Source organism: Cohnella sp. WQ 127256 (assembly GCF_024519285.1).
In the GTDB taxonomy this organism is placed as follows: domain Bacteria; phylum Bacillota; class Bacilli; order Paenibacillales; family Paenibacillaceae; genus Cohnella.
The window spans coordinates 87862-111331 of the sequence record NZ_JAMZCY010000009.1; the positions used below are offsets into that span (position 1 = coordinate 87862).

Below are 23470 nucleotides of genomic sequence, written 5' to 3' on the forward strand. Positions count from 1 at the left end.
CAAGAAGATTCTCTTCTAACCCCCTTTGATTGTGTCTTTATGAATGTAATGGCTATTAAGCCGTTGTTTCTTCGCCTTGACGAGCTTCTACGATTGCATCTGCCATCTTAGCTGTCAACAATTTAACAGCACGGATTGCATCATCGTTACCCGGGATTACATAATCGATTTCATCCGGATCGCAGTTTGTATCAACGATACCTACGATTGGAATTCCAAGCTTGCGAGCTTCTGCTACAGCAATACGCTCTTTACGAGGATCGATGATGAACAAAGCATCAGGCAATTTACGCATATTTTTGATACCGCCCAAGAACTTCTCAAGACGCTCTTTCTCCTTACGGAGAATGATAACTTCTTTCTTAGGTAGTACTTCGAAAGTACCATCTTGCTCCCATTTGTCCAACAGGTGCAAACGATCAGTACGTTTTTGGATTGTGGAGAAGTTAGTCAATGTACCGCCCAACCAACGTTGGTTGATATAGTATTGACCACTACGCTCAGCTTCTTCCTTAACTGAATCTTGAGCTTGTTTTTTAGTACCTACGAATAGCATTGTTCCGCCATTCTCTCCAAGCTGACGCACGAAGTTATAAGCCTCGTCTACTTTTTTAACTGTTTTTTGCAAATCGATAATGTAAATGCCGTTACGTTCAGTAAAGATGTACTTATCCATTTTCGGGTTCCAACGACGTGTTTGGTGACCGAAATGTACGCCTGCTTCGAGCAGTTGTTTCATGGAAATGACTGCCATCTTCCTGCACCTCCTAGTGGTTTTTGGTGAATCTCCGCCGCTCTTCGCATGTTTCGTCAAAACTTTTATCGTTCATCACGAGAAAAGCACCGTTGACGAAATTAAAAAGCGTGTGTTTTTTACACCGAAAGATAATATACCATATCGGCAACCGTCGCGCAATGGCAGAATCGCATTTATGACACAAAAATGATGCGAAACGTCGAACTTTTCTTATTTTTTACGAGTTAGCTCGTTCATGATCTGTTTATAAGTAGGTTTGCCTGTAAATACGGCATTGCCAACCTTCATTTTCTTAGCTATATCTTTCGCTTTAACGATGAAATCTTCAGTATCATCGATGATACCAAGGCTCTTAAGCTCCTCTGCCACTTCAGTCAAAGACATCCCATAACTGACGTACAAAGTAACAGACTTAGGATCAGGTGAAGCGTTAATGCTGGGTTGCTCAGACGGTGTCGATTCGGATGGAGACGCAGATTCGAGGTCTTTGTTTTGTTCCAAGCTAATCTCATCCGATTTAATCTTTGCTTCCTTCAGTGCAGCAGCGACCGCTTCCTCAACCTGTGTGTTTAATTGTTCTTCCGTCAACAGTTTTAAGCCTGCACTCTTTGCTTCCTCATTCAATTGCTCTTGTGTCATTGGTACTTGCTTAACTTTATTTTCCGTGTCCTGGGCGAACAGAATCAACTGCAACATGGAAGCTCCAATCATAATACCCAAGCCAAAGCCGATTAACCAACTACGATATTTAAGCATCCTGTAGTTCCTCCCGACGCACGAGCTGCAAAATCAATTGCACCTCTCCCTTGTTCATCCCCATCGCCTTAGCAATCTGTTCCACTGATCTGCCCTTTTCATTCATCTCAAGCAGCTCAGGATATCTACCGCGAATGGTGGTCGGTGGGATTACGATCTCCTCAATTATTGCTTCGGCAGCAGCATGTAATGCCGAGATATCCGATATAGGCTGGATTGGTGTTGATTCGGTCGATTGGACATGATTCTCATGGGTGGGGATCAATGAGGCTTCCAAGATCGGAGTTTGTGAATGTGTCGGCGCCACAGCGGAGGGTACGTGCTCCGACCACTTACTTAGCTGTTGTTCCATGTCGACAATACGTCGTCCTAATTTCTCAACGGTTAAGTCTTGCTCCTGCTTGAACTTAGCAACCGCATCAAGAAGCTCACGATTCTCGGATTCTAAATCCTCAAGTAATTGGTTGTAGGCTGCCTCGCTCGCGAATTCCGTTTCTTTTGCTCGGGCCTTTGCTTTGGGTATCATCCATGCATATCCCGAAATCACTGCGCCAAGCAGCACGATACTTAACCATGGACTCATCATACTCATAGGTGTATCCCCTTTCTTGCCTTGCCGTTAGCCCATGAAGTCAATGTGCTTCCCTTTATAAGGATGCTCTGAGCTCTTATTCTCATCTTCATCCTGATCATGCGCTTGCTTCTTGGAAGACGAAGATTGTTTATTCCGATCACGAGGCTGACGCTCTGAAATGGTATTATTCGATGTCGACTCCAACTTCGTGCTTCGCTTCGCTTGCTCCTCTGCGTGTTTAGTAGCTTGTTGGCCAAGCAAAGTTTGTTCCGTAGCCGGACGTTGCTGTTGTTGATGTTGTAAAGGTGACATCTCAAGCGTACGAGGAAGCGATGCTTGTATATCAATCGATTTGTAGCTCACGGCTTTACACCTCACGATTATGTAGAGCTCAAGTTAGGACAGCATCCCAAAATCTACCCTTATCCGTTAAAAGGAGTCATCACGATATCACCATCCAAAAATCTAAAGGATACTCTTTGTGATGCATCTTTAACAAATCGGGTATACCTGCCGATCACGATTTTGGTTCCTCCCCATAAGGTATGGATAGCATCCACACGTGCCGTAGTCGCATCTTCAAGTGTCTTCTCGATTTCGAGCACTCGTTCCTTTGCAGCTCCAAGCTCTTCCAACGTTTGGCGTTTTGTCGCAGTTAGCTTTACCCTAAGTGCAAGCTTATCCGGGGTTAGTTGACCGATAGATGCCATGTGATCAAGCATTTTAAGCGCTTTCTCAGATTTATCCGTATTCTCAGCCAATTGGCGCATACTTGTTCTCAATTCATTTAATTCTTGACGTAGCTCTGGGCGAACACCAACCTCAACAACCGTTGCTGTAGACATAGAATTACCGATCATCCGTGCGGTTACCCGATCTCCCGCTTGGATAACTCCACCAACGATCAATCCTTTAGCTCCAGCACATTTAACAGATCGACCCGCCCTAACATTAGAGTGCATTATGCTTTGTGAAACGACAACATCCTCACCCGCAATGACATTACCCTCCTGGATAAATGAACAGCGAATGTTACATTTTGCCTTAACGAAGCCTTTGTTACCACCAATCACGCCTCCAGAAATCTCGATTGAACCGTCAGATTCAACCTCTGCCCCTTCAATACCTCCGGTAACACGAATATCACCTGATGCTTTTACCTGAAATCCAGTTAGAATATTACCTCTAATAACAACGGTACCAATAAAATCAATGTTACCGATATTATAATCTACATCTCCATTCACTTCGAACACGGGAAATACGTTCAGCTTATCTTTATCCGTTTTTGTCACTAGCCCATTAATAGCAGCATACATCCCTATTTTTTCAGGATTAACAACGACGTTTTTGCCCACTTTGAAATGGGCGTCTTTTCCATCCTTAGCGGCAACTTCATCCCCCGTCACAGCCACTCCCGGTACACCAGGCTGTGCTGGAACTCTCTCCGCGATTAGTTGTCCTGCATGTACATTAGCTAGCTGAGTTACCTGTTTATAATCAACACTACCATCATCTCGTTCTGCCGGGCGTAATTCTTTATCTTGAGACTCGCCATATAGAACGTTGATGTAGCCATCGGTACCCGGCTTCGAGGGTGTTCCAACAGCAACAATGTTTTGTGCAAAGTAAAAGTCCTGCGGTCTTTGCGCAATCAAGTATAGAGTATCCGACTGTATACCATGCTTGATTCCTTGCGAGCGCAAATATTGCTCCAATTCCCGAGAAGATAACTTAAGATCGCCTTCAACACGTTTGAAAACTAAGTACGCTTGCATCTTATCTTCAGAAATCGTAACCTGCAGACATTCCTCCAATGGCACTTTTCCATTGTCAGACATTATTAGCGCCCCCTTTATCCGTTTTGAAGCAGTTGTTCCTTTTGTTTCGCAAGAGCTCCCCTAAGTCTTAGAATCGCTTTAGAATGAAGCTGAGAAATCCTTGAAGGTGATAAACACATCACTTCCGCAATTTCGCTTAACGAAAGATCTTCGTAATAGAATAAAGATACAACTGTACGTTCTTTTTCCGTAAGTTTCTCAATTCCGTAGCTTAGAGAGTCTTTAAGATAAGTTTCATGCACCATGGATTCTGGACTCACGGCCTTATCATCCACTAAGAGGGTAAGTCTTGTCTCGGACTCTTCCTCCCGAATAGGATCCTCAAGGGAAAATACTGCTGCGACTGCGACTTCCTGAAGCATTTGTTGGAATTCTTTGTCGCTAATATTCAAATAGGCGCATATTTCGTCATCTGTTGCAGATCGCAAATTTCTCTGCTCGAGCACCGCATAGGCGTCCTCCATTTTTTTAGCTTTATCACGAACTGAACGAGGGACCCAATCCCCTTGCCTTAATCCGTCGATAATGGCTCCACGGATTCTCCAAGAAGCATAGGTTTCGAATTGTAGCCCTCGCCGATAATCAAATTTCTCGATTGCATCGATCAAGCCCATGGCTCCGTTACTCGCTAAGTCATCTTTCGTCACGTTTTTCGGTAAGCCAACAGCCATTCTACTGGACACATAATCCACAAGCGGTAAATAATGCTCGATCAGTTGCTTTCGAGCATCCAGATCCTCTTCCTCTTTCCAGCTCTGCCATAATTCAAGATGGGATAACCGGGAACGTGTTTGATCGACCATTCTAGCCTCACCATCCTTATTCGTCCGTCAGACGACGAATCGCCTGAACCACTTCCTCCGGGTTGGGATTATCGAGCGACACTAGTCGCTGAGGCTGTAAAGGTTGGAAACCTTTAATCGTTTCCCCCTTGCCATCCGCCCATTGTTCCTTCATCATCTCCGACAAAGAATCGCCTTCATCTGGTGTCATCACATCGAGTACAGTCCCTCGATCTTGGTCAGGTGTTTCAATCTCTTCAACCTTCTTGTTCGGATTCATCAATTGACCAAGCACAAGGCTTACCACAAAAGCTATAGCAGCAAAAACAATAAACGCATAAAGGCTACGCATAAAAGTCGTTCCTAGAGGATTGTTCGACAGAGAAAACAAAAAGGTCAAAATTGCGCCGAACCCGCCGAATCCAACATTTAAGCGCCAAGAACCCATCATTTTAGATCTCCTTTACTCCGAACTGCACGCTTCGAATGCTTAACATTCCGGTTTGACTGCTCAGTTCTATAGTCCGACCATAATTGCCGCCGGTATCTTCAGAAAGGAGTGGAATTGCTAATTGCTTTAAGACAAGCTTCGAAGCTTCCACATTGCGAGGACCAATCCGCATCGTATCCGATCCGCCCATGAAAGCAAACATTTGGGCTCCACCAGCCATCTTTGCAATTAATCGTTCTGTAATAGCACCTTTATTTTTCATTCTCAATAAAAGCTCTGTTATCGCTGTATCTGCATATTTGGCGATATTTAATTGTCCCTCGCGAGCAATGTCTGAAGAGGGCAGCATAATATGTGCCATACCTGCCAGCCGCAAACGAGGATCATACAAAGTCAAGCCCACACATGAACCTAAGCCTGTTGTTTTGAGCACCGCACCTTCATCCGCGATGTTTAAATCAGCCATTCCTACCTTGATGAGAACGCCTTCCATCATTAGATCGGCACTCCCAACGCACGAAAGAGTTTCTCGAACGACTCTGGATCTGGGATGAAGAAGAAATGTCCTTCCGCTTCTTGAGGACCTTCGAGAAATGTCGTATCGATAAGCAAAGCATCATCACCCATCGTGCCAAATTGAAGTAATCCGTAACTCAAAATCGCACCCGCCATGTCCACCGCTAATGAAGGAACCGTAGGAGACATTCGCAAGCCTGTAAAATCAGCGAGTGAGGTCAAATAAGAGCCCGCTAATATGTTCCCGATTTCATTCAACGCAGATAATTCCAATTCACTATAGTCATCGTTCTCAGCAGCATCAAAGCCTAATAGACCTTGAAGAATTCTACGAGCTGGCTCTCGGTTGATAATAAAAAACATGTTGCCAGGCGCATCACCCTCGACACGAAGGAAGATGGCCACAACGACCGCTTCTGAGCCTCCAACACGTTCCGAAATCGCTTCGAACGGAAGAAAATTAACCTGAGGCATTGCCATGTCTACTGGTTTATTCAGAAGAGTGGATAATGCGGTAGCCGCGTTGCCAGCACCGATATTTCCGACTTCTTTAAGCACATCCAACTTGATATCCGCGTTATTCCTAAACAGGTTCACTGGCTTAATCTCCGAACTGTTCTAATTGGATAATTTCACTACGGCTAAGCACTTCTACTAAATTTAACAAAATTAATAATCGACTTTCTCCGATCTTAGCAACACCGCTTATATATTTCGCTTTAATTCCACCTACGACCTCTGGAGGATTTTCGATCTTATCACTCATCACGTCCATAACATCATTGGCGGAATCAACAATAAACCCGACTTCAAGCTCGTTTGCTGCAACAATAATAATACGAGAGTTTTCCGTATGATCCGTTTCTTCTAAACCAAATCTACCGCGTAAATCAATAACAGGAATGACAATGCCTCTAAGGTTAATAACCCCTTTAACGAATGATGGGGTTTTCGGAACCCGAGTAATGGGAACCATACGCTCAATCGTACGAACCTTGTCAACCTCGATACCGTACTCTTCTTGCGCTAGCGTGAAGACAATGACTTTCAATTCCTCTGCCATAGAAAAAACCCTCCCTTAGTCAAGGTATTTTATTTAATCAGTACGTTCGGATCTACAATTAGTGCAACCTGTCCATCCCCGAGAATCGTTGCTCCAGAGACAACCCCTTGATTGCCTGTCAAATATTTACCCAATGGTTTCAACACGATTTCATGTTGTCCAATAAACTCGTCTACGAGAATAGCGGCTAGCTTGTCCCCTTTACGAATGACAAGCATCTCTGTTTCAGCTTCCTCATCATCTCGGTAATCTGGAGAGTCTACCAATTCCGCTAATGAAATAACCGGAATAATAGATTGCCGATACTCGATCATGCGATTACCGTGCAGCATCCGAATATCCGATCTCTTAACAGACCCGGTTTCGACGATAGAAGTAAGTGGAAAAGCATATTTCTCGGAGCCTAATTTAATTAACATCGCAGCAATAATGGATAGCGTGAGCGGCAATTGCACCGAAAACTTTGTACCAGAACCTAACGTTGAGGTTACAGCAACATGTCCACCTAAAGCCGATATTTTGGACTTAACAACATCAAGGCCAACGCCTCTACCGGATATATCCGAGACTTTGTCCGCTGTACTGAAGCCAGCTGCAAATATCAACATATTTACTTCGTCGTCGGTCAGATTTTTTGATTCCTCAACTGTCACGACTCCACGTTTGATGGCCGTTTCCAATACTTTCGGACGATTGATTCCTTTGCCGTCTTCCTCAATTTCTATGAATACGTGGTTACCACTGTGGAAGGCTCGTAAATGTACCGTTCCCACCTCTGGTTTCCCTAACTTAATGCGTTCTGTGATTGGCTCAACCCCATGGTCGACCGCATTACGAATAAGATGCACGAGAGGATCACCAATCTCATCGATAACCGTTCGATCTAATTCTGTCTCTGCTCCGACAATAATGAGATCAACCTTCTTATCAAGAGATTTAGCCAAGTCCCGTACCATTCTAGGAAACCGGTTAAATACGCTTTCTACAGGAACCATCCGCAGCTTCAGAACGATATTTTGCAAATCCGCACTAACTCGGGACATATGCTCTACCGTTTCAGTTAAATCATTACGGCGAACCTCAGAAGCTAGCTGCTCTAACCGAACACGATCAATCAACAATTCACTAAACAAGTTCATAAGAGAATCAAGACGCTCGATATCGACCCTAATCGTACGTGGTGCGTTATTTCCGGCTGGAGCAGCTGGAGCTGCAGGAGCTGCAGGGGCTGACGATCGAGCTGTGTTACTACTCGCATTCGACTCTGCGGATTCCAGTGGTTTTTCAGGCGTGATTGTAGCAGCTGTTTGCTTGAGAGCTTCAGCCGTTTGTTCAGCTGCTTTGCGGGAGCCCTCTAACTCTTCAAGTGACTGCCGATCGACGACATTCATAACCACTGATTCAATCTCAGATACTCGTGAAATTGAATCTCGTAGTTCGCTTTCTTCTACTTGAGAGATATAGTATACCGAGAAGCTGCGATCAAATTGCTCTTGTTCAATCTCTTGAACGGATGGAAAGGCTTTAACCACTTCGCCATTTCTTTCTAATGCATCAAAAACCATATAAGCTCGCGCAGCTTTGAGCATACAATCTTCCTGCACCTTGACTTCGATATAATATGCTTTATGTCCACCTTCAAGGGATTGACTAAGAACTGACAATTGATATTGATCTAATACGAGAGGTGCAGACACAGCTGCAGCTGGGGCAGATGATTTCGCCACTCCATTGCCGTCGACGTCACCCTTTACAATTCCTTTCAAGCGCTGCACAAGATCAACGACATCACTTTTACCTGTTCCGCCATTAATAATGTCTTGAACCATAGCTTCTAGAGCATCCAAACACTTGAATAACGTATCGAAAATGTGACCATTCATACTAAGCTTATCGTTACGAACGAGATCAAGCACATTTTCCATTTCATGCGTTAGGGAGGCTAAGTCTTCAAACCCCATCGTCGCAGACATTCCCTTCAGCGTATGCGCAGAACGGAAAATAATCTGCACGATGCTAATATCCTCCGGCTGTTGCTCCAGCCGAAGCATATTCTCGTTCAGCGATTGCAAGTGATCATTGGATTCATCGATAAACATGGACATGTATTGATTCATTTCCACAGGCCGAACACCTCCTTGTTGGTTGAGCTATCAGTGACAATCTTATGGTTTACGAGTTTGCACTTCCTGTACAAGTACCGGTGCGATTCCTTGAAGCGGTAGAAGATGCGACACGGCACCTAGCTCAACAGCGGAACGGGGCATACCATACACGACACACGTTTGTTCCGCTTCAGCAATGGTCGTTTGGACACCGTCTATTTGAAGCGCCTTCATCCCTTTTGCTCCATCACTGCCCATCCCGGTCATTAGCACTACATGCCTTTTTAATTGCTGATGGCCTAGCAATGATTCGAACAATACGTCAACGGATGGCATATGCCCACTCCTAGGACCCTCGTCCGACAATTTAATGCGATACTTGCCTGATAACTCTTTTCCGAGAGACATATGCCTCCCTCCTGGAGCGATGTAAGCTGTGGCAGTTTCGACAATTTCGCCGTCAACCGCTTCTCGAACATGGATGCTACAAAAATTATCCAACCGTTGTGCCAGTGAATGAGTAAATTTGGGAGGCATATGCTGGACAACGAGTATTGGTGCTGGAAAATCAGCAGGAATCCCAGTTAGGACTTCATGTAAAGCTCGTGGCCCCCCCGTAGAGGTACCTATCGCCACTAGGTGAGTAAACGTAGTGGAATGATTACCATTGGCCACTTGTTTGTTTATTGGATCAGCTTGAGCCAACTTATCTTTATTGACCGCTGCTGGAACTCTAGGATTATGAGTAGCCTTTACTTTACTCTCACCTAAGACTGAAGTCGCTTTGTTGACTTGTCGTCGAACGATGTCTTTAACTTCCGATTGCAGTTCTGATCTCTTTGACTTGATTACCCCGGTGGAACTGTTGGATGGAATGGATGACGGAGGTATTGGATATTGCTTCTCCGCAAGTCCATCCAACTTCCGAGGTAGATCCTTGTGCTTCATTATTACTTTCTCAGCTACAGGCTTTACTGAATCAATAATTTCCTTATTTAGTGATGCATGGGCTGAAACATCTGACTTTTTCGGTAATTCAATCACTTTTGAAGTAGTGCTATCGAGCATTGGAGGAGGCTGCTCAATGACAACCACTTTCTCTTCGACAGCTGGTAACATTCTTAACGCAGCACCGCTACTCATGGTTTCCGAAGCAACACGCAGTTTCTCTAGCAGATGCTCCCCAACTTGTCTAATATCAAGGTTCACAGCTCCGTCAGGCTTTCGAATAAAGTCGATTGCTCCATATTGGAGAGCTTTTATCGTATCCCTTGTTCCGTTATCCGTAACCGCAGAAAGCATAATTACCGGAGTCGGTTGAATCGACATAATCTTCTGCAAAGCTTCTATTCCGTTCATTTCCGGCATTTCCAAGTCCATGGTAATAATATCTGGCTTAAGCTTAAGCGCGAGGTCTACAGCCTCATAACCATTCGAGGCTGTCGCCAATACTTTGAAGGCAGCGTCAGCATCAATAACATCACTGAACACCTTTCGCATAAATGGGGAATCATCAACGATTAGCACTTTAAATTCCGTCATTCGGCGACCCTCCTTGTTAATCTCGATGTATTTTGGCTAAACTATGCGGCAACCACAAGCTTTGATTGGGATTAACTCCAAAGTCTCTTAATTCTTTGTAGGAAACCAGTTAGACCTTGCGAAGATGACGAATCCCGTTCCTCAAGCAGAAATCGGGATACAATCCGATTAATTCCACGAGTTGCATCACTATCAGGAAAGGCTATTGATAAAGGAGTCTGACGTTTAACTGCCTTAGATACGTTAGCATCATCTGGTATAAATCCTAGTAAAGGGATTTCAAGTCCTAAATATTTGCTTGCCACTTGGCGTATATTATCCGCTGTTTGATTTCCTTCGCGATCATCCGTCACTCGATTTACGACAAGCTTGAAGGAAACTTGATGCCCCATCGTATTTAACATCTTGATCAACGCATATGCATCTGTAATTGAAGTCGGTTCAGGAGTCGTGATAACGATCGTCTCTTCCGCAGCAGTAATGAATCTCACCGTTTCCTTAGACAATCCTGCCCCTGTATCAAATAATATAAAATCCATGTGACCGTGCAGCTTACCAATCTGTTCCGAGAAATACTCTAACTCTTCCTCGCTCAAACGTACCAAGTCTTGAAATCCAGAACCTCCAGCAATAAACTGTAAGCCGTTAGGTCCGACCTGGATAATTTCCCAAATCGATTTCTCGCCCTTAAGCAGGTGAATCAGATTGTATTTGGCCGGAGTACCCAACAAAACGTCGATATTTGCAAAGCTAATGTCGGCGTCAAATACGAGAACACTATATCCTTTATTTTGTAACGCCATTGCGAAATTGAGGCTGAAATTCGACTTCCCAACGCCACCTTTACCACTCGTAATGGTAATGACTCTAGTTCTTCGAGAGGTTTGAATATCTTTGGAATGAACCAAATGCCGAAGGGCTTGCGCTTGATCAATCATCGGCTGGATCCCCCAATAGCCGTTTCACCAACTCTTTTGGATCGAATGGCCTAATGTCATCAGGTACCGCTTGTCCGAAAGTGATATAAGAAATCCGGAAATCAAATTCTTTCACCAAATTAATTACAGCTCCGAAAGAATCTGTCTCGTCGAATTTGGTCAGCAGTAGTTGATTGACCCCATACTTAACGAACTGAGAAGCAACCATTTTCATATCGCTGATCTTATGCGTCATGCTGAGTACAAGAATGGTTTCTGTCTGTTCCCCAGGAGAGAGCAAGCTGTTTACTTCAGAAACAAAAAGTTCATTGCGATAATTCCGGCCTGCAGTATCCATAAATATCAGATCAAGATCGCTTAGCTTTTTATAAGCTCGAACTAGTTCACTAGGCGAAAATACAACCTCGAGAGGAATATTCAGAATATCTGCATAAGTTCTCAACTGATCCACTGCAGCAATTCGATATGTATCTGCGGTAATTAAACCAACTGAACGTCGATGATTTAAGGACTGCTCAGCTGCAAGCTTAGCGATTGTCGTCGTCTTCCCAACCCCGGTAGGTCCAACGAAGTGAATAATTCGTGTCGTTGAATCAACACCATTGCCCTTCACATGCTGTAGCCAGGAAAGCAGCACCTCTTGTGAAGCTTCATAAGATGAGGCTATACCTTCGTCGCCTTGCTCCTGTAATCTCTGATTAACCGCTTCAGCGAATTGCTCGACGTAGGACGGCTCAACACCTTGTTCGGCTAAGCGTTTACTCCACTTCATAACCGATTCCGGCATACTGCGATAAGTTTGCTGCCTCGCCATCTTTGCCATCATTTCCTTCATCGTTCGAAGCTCTTGAAGCAACTCTGACGATTCATCCGATTGTTGTTTCTTATCCCGTGCTTCTTCTATCGTCTGAACAACTGCAGCTAATGTTGCAGACTGCTTATCATAAAAAGGAATGCTCTCCGAGCTAGGTTTGAGTGGATCTGCCACATCAACATCCATCTGTAAATCGGTTGAAGGCAAGCTTGGTTTCCTACCACTATCCGCAAACGGAGCTTGCGAATATCTCTCCCTTATTGCGTTCGAAGGCAATAGCGGAGAGGATGCCGAAGGCTCCTCAGTAAGGGTAGGAACTGACTTTCTCTCTGGTTGACGTACAGGAAGCATTGGTCTTTTGGAAGGTTTTATGGCAGCTTCATCAACAGCCGCTGTTACCTCCACACGCTTCTTGCGAAACATACCAAGAAATCCGCCTATGCGGATTTCTTTCGTATTGAGAATGAAGGCATCCGACCCAAGCTCATTACGTATCATATTCACAGCTTCGGATACATCATCGACAATATACCTTTTTACCTTCATGCACTCACCACCCCAACACTTTGCACTTCAATGCTTGGCTCCAACTCGCTGTATGAAATAACCGGAATATCTTGTAAACTTCGTTCAAGCAATTGACGTAAGTACATACGAATCGTAGGGGATGTTAGGATAATAGGCTGTTGCCCCGATTGAACCAAACGATTTACTTGCTCTGTCAACCGTTGATATATCGCTTGGGAAGAAGCAGGGTCCATTGCCAAGTAACTTCCTTGCTCTGACTGTTGCACAGATTCCGCTATTTTCTTCTCTACAGCTGGACTCACTGTTATCACCTTAAGCGGCTCAGAAGCGGTTGCATATTGCTGTGTAATTTGCCTGGATAAGCTTTGACGAACGTATTCGGTCAACACATCTGGATCTTTGGTGAATTTCCCGTTATCTGCCATAGTCTCGAAGATCGTTACCAAATCGCGTATCGATATTTTCTCTTTAAGCAGCTTGGACAAAACCTTCTGAACATCTCCGATACTAAGTATGGAAGGAATAAGCTCTTCGACCAAAGCAGGATAAGTATCTTTGACACTTTCGACCAAAGCTTTCGTTTCTTGACGTCCGATAAGCTCATGAGCGTATTTCTTAATGACTTCGGTCAAATGAGTTGCGACGACTGATGGTGGATCAACAACGGTATAACCAGCCATCTCCGCACGTTCTTTCGTTGCTTCGTCAATCCATAAAGCCGGCAATCCGAAAGCAGGTTCCTGGGTCTCGATTCCTGTAACCGAATCATCATCAAAACCAGGACTCATTGCTAAATAATGATGTATTAACAATTCGCCACGAGCTACCGTATTTCCTTTCATTTTAATGACATATTCGTTCGGTTTTAGTTGAATATTGTCGCGAATTCGGATAACAGGCACAATTAAGCCCATTTCAAGTGCACATTGCCGTCGAATCATAATAATTCTGTCGAGTAAATCTCCGCCCTGCTGAGTATCCGCGAGTGGAATAAGACCATAACCAAATTCGAATTCGATTGGATCGACCTGCAGCAAGCTGATTACGCTCTCTGGGCTTCGTACTTCCTCGATATGCTTTTCCTCGACAAGTAGCTCTTCTTCCTGTTGCTTTCGATTGATATTCTTTTGCAACCGAAAGCCGGCAATGGCAAGAATAGCCGCATATGGTATGGTGCTAAGAAGAGGAATTGGTGTTGCAATGCCAAGCAGTGCAACTGTGCCCGCAACAATGTACAGAAGTTTAGGATACCGTAAGAGCTGTTTGCTAATATCGTCAGCCATATTGCCTTCGGATGCTGCTCTTGTAACGATAATACCCGCAGCAGTACTAATTAATAGTGCAGGAATTTGACTGACTAGTCCGTCACCGATCGTAAGTATGGAGTAAGTCTCAAGCGAGGTCATAACATCCATGCCATGGATAGCCATACCGATAATGAAACCTGCAATTAAGTTGATGAGTACGATAATAATTGAAGCAATGGCGTCCCCTTTAACAAACTTACTGGCACCATCCATAGCTCCGTAGAAATCTGCTTCCTTCTCAATCTTCTCGCGACGTTCTCGAGCTTGATGCTCATTAATTAATCCCGCATTTAAATCCGCATCGATACTCATTTGTTTACCAGGCATTGCATCAAGGGTGAATCGCGCTCCAACCTCTGCGACACGCTCAGACCCCTTCGTAATAACGATAAACTGAACTATAACGAGAATAAGGAACACGACGAAACCGATCGCAATCTGACCACCCGCAACAAATTTACCAAAGGTCTCGACAACGTGCCCTGCATCCGCCTCAGATAGGACTAGTCTTGTTGTAGAAACGTTAAGCGCCAATCGGAATATCGTAGTAATGAGCAATAAGGTTGGGAAAATTGAAAAATGTAACGCATCCGTAGTGTTCATTGCAATAAGTAAAATCATGATGGCTACAGAGATATTGATTATTAGTAGGATATCCAGAAGTTCTTTGGGAATTGGAACGACCATCATCAGGACTATGCCGATGACGCCTATGAGTATGCTTAAGTCCCGTACTTTCATGACGCGTTCCTCCCCTCTTTAATGCCGGCCTTTAAGCCGATATACGTACGCCAGCACTTCCGCTACCGCTTGAAAGAGATCGCCGGGAACACTTTGTCCGACTTCCGTCCTCTCATATAGCGCACGGGCGAGTGGCTTGTTTTCCATGGTTATGACGTTATTTTGTTTCGCTATCTCCCTAATCCTAAGCGCCAAGTAATCTTGACCTTTGGCGATTACCGTTGGAGCATCCATTTTTGTTGAATCGTATTTCAACGCAATGGCAAAGTGAGTTGGGTTCGTAATAATAACGTCTGCATTTGGCACTTCCTGCATCATGCGCATAAATGCCATTCTGCGTTGGCGTTCCTTGATCTTTGCTTTAATTAATGGATCGCCTTCCGAATTCTTATACTCATCCTTAATATCTTGCTTACTCATTTTTTGATTTTTCTCATATTCATAACGTTGGTAGAGAAAATCTCCAATTGCCAATACGAACAACATAGCGGCGACGAGAATCGCAAGCCGTACCGTTAGACTAGTAACAAAAGAAAAGATGTCTTCCACGGGTAAATGTGCGAGATCCATCAGCCGTTTTTTTTCAGACCAGATGGTTAAAAAAACAATGAGTCCTACAGAAATTAATTTCAATGAACTTTTTAGAAATTCAACAATTGATCGAACTCCGAAAATGTTCTTTGCACCATTTATCGGATTTAATTTCTCAAACTTCGGCATCAACGGTTCAAACGTAAAGAGCCAGCCAATTTGCACGTAATAGCTTGCAAATGCAACTATGACTACGATAATAAAGATGGGTGCTAAGAGGATTAACATCTGGATAGCGTAATGATTGAACAAATTAAGCACGTTCTGATCCGTTACATCCATCGTCATACGATTCAAAAAAATATCGCTGAACAAGGCTAAGATTTGCTTCTGCAGAAAAGGTCCAAGCATGATCATAAAACAAATACATGCAAGAAGGATGAGTGCGCTAGGAATTTCCGTGCTTTTTGCCACTTGTCCTTTATTACGACTTTCCTGGCGTTTCTTAGGTGTTGCCTTTTCCGTCTTCTCGCCTGAAAACAATTGAAGATCCATACTTAGGCGATTACGAGGCATAACGCCACCTCCTCCACTGTGTACCTTTGTTTAAGAGGATGATTTTAAGATTGTAAATAGCTTCTCTAGAGCTTCGAACATATGATCGAAGAGGATTTGAAACAAAGTGCCAAATCCGGGGAGAAGTAGAACAAGCAACGCCAAACCGACCAAAATTTTCAATGGCATACCAATTACGAACACGTTGTACTGTGGAGCTGTTCGTGCAAGGAGTGCCAAACCAAAATCCGTCACAAACATAGCTACAACGATCGGAGCAGATATTTGTAAAGCTAATAAAAAGGTGTCTGAAAAAGTTCGAGTTAAAAATTCTGTAATATTTCCACCATAATAAATTTGAAACAGCTTGTTATCGAGAGGCAACCATTTGTAGCTATCCATAATGGCAGCCAATAAATAGTGATGACCGTTCACAGAAAGGAATACTAGAGTCATCAACATGTATTTCAAATTCCCCATCATAGGAGCGGATACTCCAGAGATCGGATCGACGATATTCGCGATACCGAATCCCATTTGCATGTCCATTAATCCACCAGCGACTTGTACAATCGTAAAAAAGATATAAGCGACATAACCGATCAACAACCCCGCAAAAACCTCACGAATGACCGCTAAGATATAGGTTGAATCCGCCGTAACCTTAGTATCAAAACCAACATTTAAAAATACGATCAAGGAAATGAAGAAAGCTAAGCCAATCTTAATCGTTTTCGGAAACGTACGTGTTGAAAAAACTGGAGCAACAACAAAAAACGATGAAATTCGACAAAAAACAAGCAGAAAGGCAGGAAATACTTGCATTATTTGATCCATTTGCTATCACCCAATGTATCTCGACAAATTTCCAAGCAGCTGGCTAGTGAAATCGACCAGTGTGTTAAGAATCCATGGGCCAAATATAAGCAGCGAAAGGAAAACGGCGATGATCTTCGGTACGAAGGCAAGTGTTTGTTCCTGAATCTGGGTTGTGGCCTGGAAAATACTAACTGACAACCCAACAACCAATGCAACAACAAGCATTGGAGCACTAGCTTTCAACACAACATAAAGCGCCTGTCCCGCTAAACCGATAATAAACTCAGAAGACATAAACTCCCCCCTACCTTACAATTACGACTATTCAAGTATTAAAACTGGTCAACAGTGACTTAATGACAAGATACCATCCGTCGACTAGCACAAAGAGCAATATCTTGAACGGAAGCGAAATCATAACGGGTGGAAGCATCATCATCCCCATTGCCATCAAAGTACTAGCGACAACCATATCGATAATTAGAAAAGGAATGAAGATCATAAAACCCATTTGAAATGCCGTTTTTAATTCGCTTATGGCATAGGCAGGAACTAAAACAGTAATTGGAATATCCTGATATGTAGCTGGCTTCTCGGTTTTCGTATAATTCAGAAATAAAAGCAAATCCTTTTCACGAGTATGCTTATACATGAACTCTTTCATTGGAACAGATGCCTTCTGCAACGCATCTGTTTGGCTAATTTCTCCGGCGAGAAAAGGCTTCAATGCCGTCTCGTTAACTTGGGAGAAGGTTGGAGCCATAACGAACATAGTCATGAATAAAGCTAACCCGATCAGCACCTGGTTGGGAGGCATCTGCTGTGTACCGAGTGAAGTTCTAACAAAGCCAAGCACGATGACAATTCTTGTAAAGCTTGTCATTAACACGAGAATGGCTGGCGCTAAACTTAGTACGGTTATGAGAAGCAATAGGGATAAACCGGATGCTCCTATAGGCTCACTCCCATCTCCGAGAGTAACTCCAACAATAGGCTCGGCATAAGCAGATGCCTGAAATCCAATCAGTAACGTTTGAAACATAAGTAAGCTATAAATTATTTTTTTTCTCATGACTTATCTGTCCGATCTCCGGAACGGCTATCCTCCAACAATTGCTCCACCTTCTGTCTTCTTTCAGATAGCTGGCGAAGCCGGTTTTCCAACGTTTGCTCAAAGTTTGTATGGTTTACCGTTTCCTTGGAGGAAAAATCATCGTTATTTGGATTATTACGCTGAGTCCATTTGCGAAGCCATTCAGGAAGCACTGGTCCCGTATTGGCCATGTTGGAATCGTGTTCAGCCAGCAGAGCGGCGACAGCTTCAGGCTCTGTTATGGATTCCATCAACGTCACGTCGTCCCCGACACCCAGAACGTAGATTCGACCGTTCCACTCTACGATTTGCATCGATTTGTTCGTTCCAAGAGGATAACCTCCTAGAGAACGTAACGATCGATTCATTCCCCATCCACGATTTCGTTTAGCAAAAAATCGTAAAATGAGGACAATCAACCCGACTATAATTCCGAGGACGAACAATACCCAGATCAAATCCCATGCCGATCCTAATCCGGATACAGGTAGCTCGTCAACGAGCCCATAAGTTCGCATGAATCTTCAACGCTCCTGACTTTAACTTAACCCATTGTTTTCTTGATAGCTTCAATAACACGATCTGCTTGGAATGGTTTTACGATAAAGTCTTTGGCACCCGCTTGAATCGCATCGATTACCATAGCTTGTTGACCCATTGCCGAACACATAATCACTTTTACATTTGTATCAAGCTTACGAATTTCTTTCAGAGCCGTAATGCCGTCCATTTCTGGCATCGTGATATCCATTGTAATTAGATCAGGATTTAATTCCTTATATTTTTCAATAGCTTGTGCACCATCTTGTGCTTCCCCTACTACTTCATAACCATTTTTCGTCAAAATATCTCGGATCATCATACGCATGAACGCTGCATCATCTACGATGAGAATGCGATTTCCCATTTTTTATTCCTCCGTTTACTTATTGGATTTTTTGGACACGGTCCCATTGACTTACGATATCCGTTACACGAACACCGAAATTTTCATCAATAACGACGACCTCGCCTTTGGCGATCAATTTGTTGTTTACTAAGATGTCGACAGGTTCGCCAGCTAGCTTGTCTAGCTCAATAATAGAGCCTTGGGATAGTTCCAAAATATCCTTGATCTGCTTCTGAGTACGGCCTAATTCTACTGTAACCTTGAGAGGAATATCTAGCAACAGATTAAGATTTGTTTCTTCACCTTGCGTAAACCCGGGTCCTTGAAGATTAGCAAACTGCACAGGGTTGACATTTACATTCCGATTAACTCCGCCACCTAATGTTTGTGGGTGAGAAGGCATTGGTGCAGCATAGCTTTGTTGAGGGGCTGCCATCATCGGAGGAGCCTGTTGTACAGGTGGTGCGGGTGGAACATGAACTGGTGGGGCAGCTTGTTGAACGGGTTGAGATTGAGCTTGCTGTGGTGCTGGCTCATTCGAAACACTACCCATTAGTGAACTAACCAATTCTTTGGCGAACGGGACGGCAAGTAGCTGCATGATCGTCGAGTCAATCAGATCTCCAATTTTGAGACGGAACGAGATTTTGGCAAACACATTCTCGTTAGGAATGTTGCTCATGCCTGAGTTATTCTTGACGTCCATAATATCAATGCCTGGAGGTGAGATATTAACTAAACGGTTGAATATCGTCGACATAGAAGTTGCGGATGAACCCATCATCTGATTCATCGCTTCCTGAACAGCACTGATATGAATTTCATTCAGCTCTTCAGAAGTGACGTTACCATCTCCACCTAACATTAAATCTGCGATAACTTGAGCGTCATGGGATTTAATAACAAGGGAGTTGATTCCCTCGAACCCCTCCACATAACTGACATGAACCGCAACATGTGGCTTCGGAAATTCTGATTCAAATCGATCACGTTCAATTGCGGATACTGTAGGCGTTGTGATATCTACTTTCTTACCGAGAAGCGTAGACAATGCCGTCGCAGCACTTCCAAACGTAATATTTCCGATTTCTCCGAGCGCATCTTGCTCAAGTGGAGTTAAGTATTCATTTATCGATGGGTCGCCGGCAAGTGGTGCTGCAGGAGCCTCAGCTACTCCTTCAGAGGATTGATTTAATAAAGCATCAATCTCTTCTTGAGATAAATAGTCTTTACTCGTCATGGATTTCATCTACTCCTTCACTGACGATCTCTTGAATTTGAATCGCCATTTTGTCTCTCACTGTACCAGGGCTGGCAATAAACTTTACCTTATCTCCAACTTTAACTTGCAAGCCTTCGCCTGTAGGTTTTTGTAAGTCTAAGACATCTCCTATGGCTAGATTCAAAAACTCTTGCACGGAAATTTTAGAGCCGCCTAATTCAGCAATAATCGGAAGTTTGGCTTTGTTTACCCTTTGCTCAAGTAGGATGACTTCTTCCGGCGCTCTCATCTTCTTCTGAGACACGAACCAATGATGAACAGACAATCTTGGCATTATTGGCTCGATGACGACATGCGGGATACATAAGTTTATCATCCCGGTTGTCTCGCCGATCTTCGTGCTTAGAGATATAAGTGCGATTGTTTCATTTGGAGAAACGATTTGCATAAACTGCGGATTCGTTTCAAGAGCTTCGAGCCGTGGTTGAATATCAATAATCGTTTTCCAAGCTTCTTGTAGACTTTCTAGTGCTCGACTGAAAATCTTCTCCATAATAATCGTTTCAATTTCTGTCAAGCTGCCAATTTTGCTCGGTGCTATGCCACCACCGCCAAGCAGCCTGTCCAACATAGCAAATGCAACGTTGGGATGTACCTCTAGAACCATTCGTCCTTCTAAGGGCTCAGCTTCGAAAATGTTCAGAACCGTCATCTTAGGAATAGAGCGAATGAATTCATCATAAGGCAGTTGCTCGACTTGAACAACACTAATTTGAACGAATGTCCTAAGCTGAGCGGAGAAATATGTTGTTAAAAATCTAGCAAAGTTTTCGTGAATCCGAGTTAAGCTGCGGATGTGATCTTTTGAAAACCGGGTTGCTCGTTTGAAATCGTATGCGCGTACCTTTTTTTGTGTATCTTCTTTTTTGAGTTCTTCTGCGTCCATCTCACCTGACGAAAGTGCCGCCAATAACGCATCAATCTCATTCTGCGAAAGTACATCTACCAAATCTCTCACCCCTTTCTTAAACCAAAACGAAACTGTTGTTTCCGTCAAAGGTCAAAGTGTTCTGACAATAGTTACAGATACGGGCTTTCATTATCAGATTGGAGTCATGATAAATCCTTTAATTCCTACCTTCAACAGCTTTCCATCGGATAATACTTCGTTAATAGAATTAATTAATCCCGCTGTAAGCTGATCTTTACCTTTAGTTCCATTCATATCATCAGGGGTCATCACCCATAATGCGCGATTAATGATCGGTCGAACTTGGTTTTCCTTGATCTTGTCGAACTCTTCCTTAGCTTTCTCATTTTCAAATTGGAATGAAAATCCGATTTGAACGACATAATCTGTGTCCGCAAGGTTAGTTCTGATATCAATTAATTCGGATGTGACTTTTACCAACTCATCCGCAGATATCGGCTCAATTTTTACATCACCAGCAACTTCCACTGGATCGCTTGCTTTCTTATCCCCAAACAAATCGTTTGCAAAGTAAAAAGCAACAACAACGATCAATGAAATCGCTAATAATAGCGAAACGAGCCATGGCAATAATTTTCTCATGACGTAGCTCCCTCCGATTGCGTGTCAGTTGGACCTGTAACAGCCGCTAACACGCCGATACTGCGTAAGTAATGCCGGGTCGCCCGGATTACATCCGAAGAATTTTCGATAACAATAAACTTCTTTCCTGTCGTAAGCGTAATAATCGTGTCCGGTGTGTCTTCCACTGTTTCAATCAATAAAGCGTTAATGTGAAATTTGCTGCCATTAAGGCGAGTCAAGCTTATCATTACAGGGCCCCCCCTAAGCTGCCATGGGGAGGGCTGTGCCCTCCCGAGGCAGGAGAATCAATTACCGTTTCAAGTTAACTACTTCTTGTAGAATTTCATCTGATGTTGTGATGATTCTGGAGTTCGCTTGGAAACCGCGTTGAGCGACGATCATTTCCGTGAACTCATTCGTCAAATCTACATTAGACATTTCAAGCTGACCTGTTACAATAGCACCTGCTCCTGTTTCAGGATCACCAGCCGTACCAATAACTAACTCTTCCGCGTCTGCATTAGGAGTCATACGATACAGATTGCCTCCAACTTTCTCAAGGCCGCTAGGATTTGAAACCACAGCTACTCCAACAAACACCCCAGTAGCTGTCGAAAGTCCTTCTGCATCAATAGAGATAATTTCCCCAGTTTGAGAGATCGAGAACGCTTTGACCTCCGCTTCGAGAGTAATTATGTCTCCATCTACAGAGCGTACAAACATTCCGTCAGCATTAACCAATTGGCGGTTAGCATCTAGTATAAAGTTACCCGCACGAGTTAAATAGTTCGGACCGTCAGCACCTGGACTAACAACGAAGAATCCATCACCATCAATACGAAGATCAGTTTGAACACCTGTCGTCATTGCACTACCAGCCGTGTGCAGCGTATCAATAGAAGCTACAGACACACCCAAACCTACTTGCTTAGCGTTGACACCGCCTGATTCTCCTTCAACTGGTGCCGTTACTCCTGACATCGTTTGGCTCATGATGTCCTTGAACATAACACGTCCAGCTTTGAAACCTACAGTGTTGACGTTAGCGATATTGTTACCAATAACGTCAAGCTTCGTTTGAAATCCACGCATACCAGAAACACCAGAGTACATTGAACGTAACATGAATTGCCTACCTCCATTAATGGGTGGATTAGAGCCGCTTCAATCGGTCGGCGGCTTTGGGCTTCCTTGGCAGGACCAGCCCGATCATACAATTAGCTGACGACGACGGCACTATCGATTTGCGTGAAGATATGTTCTCTCATCGAATTTCCATCCATCGCAGTAACGACGGTTCGATTCGGCACATTGACAATCATAGCAATGTCCTGGAATAACACTAACGAATCCTTTGCACCTTTCGCAGCTGCCTGGTCCACTGCATTTGCGATGCGATTAATTTGATCCGGTAATAACTCAATGCCTCTTTGTTGCAAACGCTGCTCGGCGTGATGACTGAATTTCAACTGTTGGTGTTGGCTAAGTACATCACGGAACGAAATCGTGTGTTCTTGAAGCTTATTCCGATCTACATTGTGGTTGCCTTGAATGGGTGCCGTACGTCCCGTAGATAAATGTCCAACGAGCATCCGATCACTCACCTTCAGCCACCTCCGTATCACTGTCCTCAGTAGGTTCAGAGATACTAATAACCTCATCAATAGGAACTGTTGCTTCCCCCACCTTGGCGTACTGAACACCATCTTTCCAAATGACGGAAGAAACGGTTCCAAAATATTCAACGACTTCCGTTTTTGTTTCATTTTGAGCAAGCCACGAAATTTCCTTGCCGATCAGACCGGTTGCCATACCTGCGGACTGTCTAAGTGAAGTCACTTCCTTAGACATGGACATCATCTGCTCCAACGACGAGAATTGCGCCATTTGAGCGATAAACTCTTTGTCCTGCATCGGCTGCATTGGATCTTGGTTACGCAGTTGCGTGACTAAGATTTGGAGAAACTGATCTTTACCCAGCTCCGTTACTGGTTTTCTTGCTGCCGTTTGTACATTTTGTGAAGAATAATAAGGCCAAATATTTTTGGTGCTAATATTATCTGCCACAGGATTCACCTCCTTTAACCGGTA

At 43.8% G+C, this 23470-nt stretch carries 28 protein-coding genes; all 28 read right to left on the bottom strand.

Features of this window, described 5'->3' with window-relative positions:
• Nucleotides 1–55 precede the first annotated feature (55 nt).
• The 28 genes from rpsB to M1K58_RS23700 all read right to left on the bottom strand — a co-directional run bounded on the left by rpsB (nt 56) and on the right by M1K58_RS23700 (nt 23446).
• Nucleotides 56–754: a 30S ribosomal protein S2 gene (rpsB, locus tag M1K58_RS23565; RefSeq protein ID WP_169279644.1), complete on the bottom strand. Its 699-nt coding sequence runs from the start codon at nt 752–754 to the stop codon at nt 56–58.
• 213 nt (nt 755–967) lie between these two features.
• The gene (locus M1K58_RS23570; protein ID WP_256761343.1) at nt 968–1513 is read right to left on the bottom strand and encodes a hypothetical protein; all 546 of its coding nucleotides are present in this window, start codon (nt 1511–1513) and stop codon (nt 968–970) included.
• The gene (locus M1K58_RS23575) at nt 1506–2105 is read right to left on the bottom strand and encodes a hypothetical protein (RefSeq protein WP_256761344.1); all 600 of its coding nucleotides are present in this window, start codon (nt 2103–2105) and stop codon (nt 1506–1508) included. The genes M1K58_RS23570 and M1K58_RS23575 overlap by 8 nt, the downstream gene beginning before the upstream one ends.
• A 27-nt stretch (nt 2106–2132) precedes the next feature.
• On the bottom strand, nt 2133–2450 hold the full coding sequence (locus M1K58_RS23580; RefSeq protein ID WP_256761345.1) for a hypothetical protein: 318 nt from the start codon (nt 2448–2450) through the stop codon (nt 2133–2135).
• Nucleotides 2451–2509: 59 nt separating this feature from the next.
• Nucleotides 2510–3928: a flagellar assembly protein A gene (locus M1K58_RS23585; RefSeq protein ID WP_256761346.1), complete on the bottom strand. Its 1419-nt coding sequence runs from the start codon at nt 3926–3928 to the stop codon at nt 2510–2512.
• 14 nt (nt 3929–3942) lie between these two features.
• On the bottom strand, nt 3943–4731 hold the full coding sequence (locus M1K58_RS23590) for a FliA/WhiG family RNA polymerase sigma factor (RefSeq protein ID WP_256761347.1): 789 nt from the start codon (nt 4729–4731) through the stop codon (nt 3943–3945).
• A 16-nt stretch (nt 4732–4747) separates the two neighbouring features.
• Nucleotides 4748–5161: a hypothetical protein gene (locus tag M1K58_RS23595; RefSeq protein WP_256761348.1), complete on the bottom strand. Its 414-nt coding sequence runs from the start codon at nt 5159–5161 to the stop codon at nt 4748–4750.
• 1 nt (nt 5162) lies between these two features.
• Entirely contained in the window at nt 5163–5657 is a 495-nt protein-coding gene (locus tag M1K58_RS23600) for a chemotaxis protein CheD (protein WP_256761349.1), read from the bottom strand.
• Nucleotides 5657–6274: a chemotaxis protein CheC gene (locus M1K58_RS23605; RefSeq protein WP_256761350.1), complete on the bottom strand. Its 618-nt coding sequence runs from the start codon at nt 6272–6274 to the stop codon at nt 5657–5659. The genes M1K58_RS23600 and M1K58_RS23605 overlap by 1 nt, the downstream gene beginning before the upstream one ends.
• 4 nt (nt 6275–6278) lie before the next feature.
• Complete coding sequence (locus M1K58_RS23610; RefSeq protein ID WP_256761351.1) at nt 6279–6740, bottom strand: chemotaxis protein CheW; 462 nt, start codon at nt 6738–6740, stop codon at nt 6279–6281.
• A gap of 29 nt (nt 6741–6769) precedes the next feature.
• Nucleotides 6770–8863 (bottom strand): chemotaxis protein CheW, encoded by a 2094-nt coding sequence (locus M1K58_RS23615; protein WP_256761352.1) that lies wholly within the window; start codon nt 8861–8863, stop codon nt 6770–6772.
• Nucleotides 8864–8905: 42 nt separating this feature from the next.
• Nucleotides 8906–10387, bottom strand: a complete 1482-nt coding sequence (locus M1K58_RS23620; protein WP_256761353.1) for a protein-glutamate methylesterase/protein-glutamine glutaminase — start codon at nt 10385–10387, stop codon at nt 8906–8908.
• A gap of 71 nt (nt 10388–10458) precedes the next feature.
• Nucleotides 10459–11325, bottom strand: coding sequence for a MinD/ParA family protein (locus M1K58_RS23625; protein ID WP_256761354.1), 867 nt, complete (start codon nt 11323–11325; stop codon nt 10459–10461).
• A complete protein-coding gene (gene flhF / locus M1K58_RS23630; protein WP_256761355.1) occupies nt 11318–12685 on the bottom strand; it encodes a flagellar biosynthesis GTPase FlhF in 1368 nt (455 codons plus the stop codon). Before flhF ends, M1K58_RS23625 begins: the two co-directional genes overlap by 8 nt.
• Nucleotides 12682–14715 (bottom strand): flagellar biosynthesis protein FlhA, encoded by a 2034-nt coding sequence (flhA, locus tag M1K58_RS23635; protein WP_256761356.1) that lies wholly within the window; start codon nt 14713–14715, stop codon nt 12682–12684. Before flhA ends, flhF begins: the two co-directional genes overlap by 4 nt.
• 18 nt (nt 14716–14733) lie before the next feature.
• Entirely contained in the window at nt 14734–15822 is a 1089-nt protein-coding gene (gene flhB / locus M1K58_RS23640) for a flagellar biosynthesis protein FlhB (RefSeq protein ID WP_256761357.1), read from the bottom strand.
• 30 nt (nt 15823–15852) lie between these two features.
• Entirely contained in the window at nt 15853–16638 is a 786-nt protein-coding gene (fliR, locus tag M1K58_RS23645) for a flagellar biosynthetic protein FliR (protein ID WP_256761358.1), read from the bottom strand.
• A 6-nt stretch (nt 16639–16644) separates the two neighbouring features.
• Entirely contained in the window at nt 16645–16914 is a 270-nt protein-coding gene (gene fliQ / locus M1K58_RS23650) for a flagellar biosynthesis protein FliQ (protein WP_256761359.1), read from the bottom strand.
• Between the two features lie 31 nt (nt 16915–16945).
• Nucleotides 16946–17692, bottom strand: a complete 747-nt coding sequence (gene fliP, locus M1K58_RS23655) for a flagellar type III secretion system pore protein FliP (RefSeq protein ID WP_256761360.1) — start codon at nt 17690–17692, stop codon at nt 16946–16948.
• Nucleotides 17689–18231 (bottom strand): flagellar biosynthetic protein FliO, encoded by a 543-nt coding sequence (locus tag M1K58_RS23660; RefSeq protein WP_256761361.1) that lies wholly within the window; start codon nt 18229–18231, stop codon nt 17689–17691. Before M1K58_RS23660 ends, fliP begins: the two co-directional genes overlap by 4 nt.
• A 26-nt stretch (nt 18232–18257) precedes the next feature.
• Nucleotides 18258–18620, bottom strand: a complete 363-nt coding sequence (locus tag M1K58_RS23665) for a response regulator (RefSeq protein ID WP_256761362.1) — start codon at nt 18618–18620, stop codon at nt 18258–18260.
• Nucleotides 18621–18639: 19 nt separating this feature from the next.
• Nucleotides 18640–19842, bottom strand: coding sequence for a flagellar motor switch phosphatase FliY (gene fliY / locus M1K58_RS23670; RefSeq protein WP_256761363.1), 1203 nt, complete (start codon nt 19840–19842; stop codon nt 18640–18642).
• The gene (fliM, locus tag M1K58_RS23675; RefSeq protein WP_256761364.1) at nt 19832–20833 is read right to left on the bottom strand and encodes a flagellar motor switch protein FliM; all 1002 of its coding nucleotides are present in this window, start codon (nt 20831–20833) and stop codon (nt 19832–19834) included. Before fliM ends, fliY begins: the two co-directional genes overlap by 11 nt.
• A gap of 93 nt (nt 20834–20926) precedes the next feature.
• The gene (locus M1K58_RS23680; protein WP_256761365.1) at nt 20927–21397 is read right to left on the bottom strand and encodes a flagellar basal body-associated FliL family protein; all 471 of its coding nucleotides are present in this window, start codon (nt 21395–21397) and stop codon (nt 20927–20929) included.
• Nucleotides 21394–21627 carry a flagellar FlbD family protein gene (locus tag M1K58_RS23685; protein WP_256761366.1) on the bottom strand — a complete coding sequence of 78 codons (234 nt, stop codon included), beginning with the start codon at nt 21625–21627 and terminating at the stop codon, nt 21394–21396. Before M1K58_RS23685 ends, M1K58_RS23680 begins: the two co-directional genes overlap by 4 nt.
• A 61-nt stretch (nt 21628–21688) precedes the next feature.
• Nucleotides 21689–22504 carry a flagellar basal body rod protein FlgG gene (gene flgG, locus M1K58_RS23690; RefSeq protein ID WP_256761367.1) on the bottom strand — a complete coding sequence of 272 codons (816 nt, stop codon included), beginning with the start codon at nt 22502–22504 and terminating at the stop codon, nt 21689–21691.
• 92 nt (nt 22505–22596) lie between these two features.
• On the bottom strand, nt 22597–22983 hold the full coding sequence (locus M1K58_RS23695; protein WP_256761368.1) for a TIGR02530 family flagellar biosynthesis protein: 387 nt from the start codon (nt 22981–22983) through the stop codon (nt 22597–22599).
• Nucleotides 22976–23446, bottom strand: a complete 471-nt coding sequence (locus tag M1K58_RS23700) for a flagellar hook capping FlgD N-terminal domain-containing protein (protein ID WP_256761369.1) — start codon at nt 23444–23446, stop codon at nt 22976–22978. Before M1K58_RS23700 ends, M1K58_RS23695 begins: the two co-directional genes overlap by 8 nt.
• Nucleotides 23447–23470: the final 24 nt, after the last annotated feature.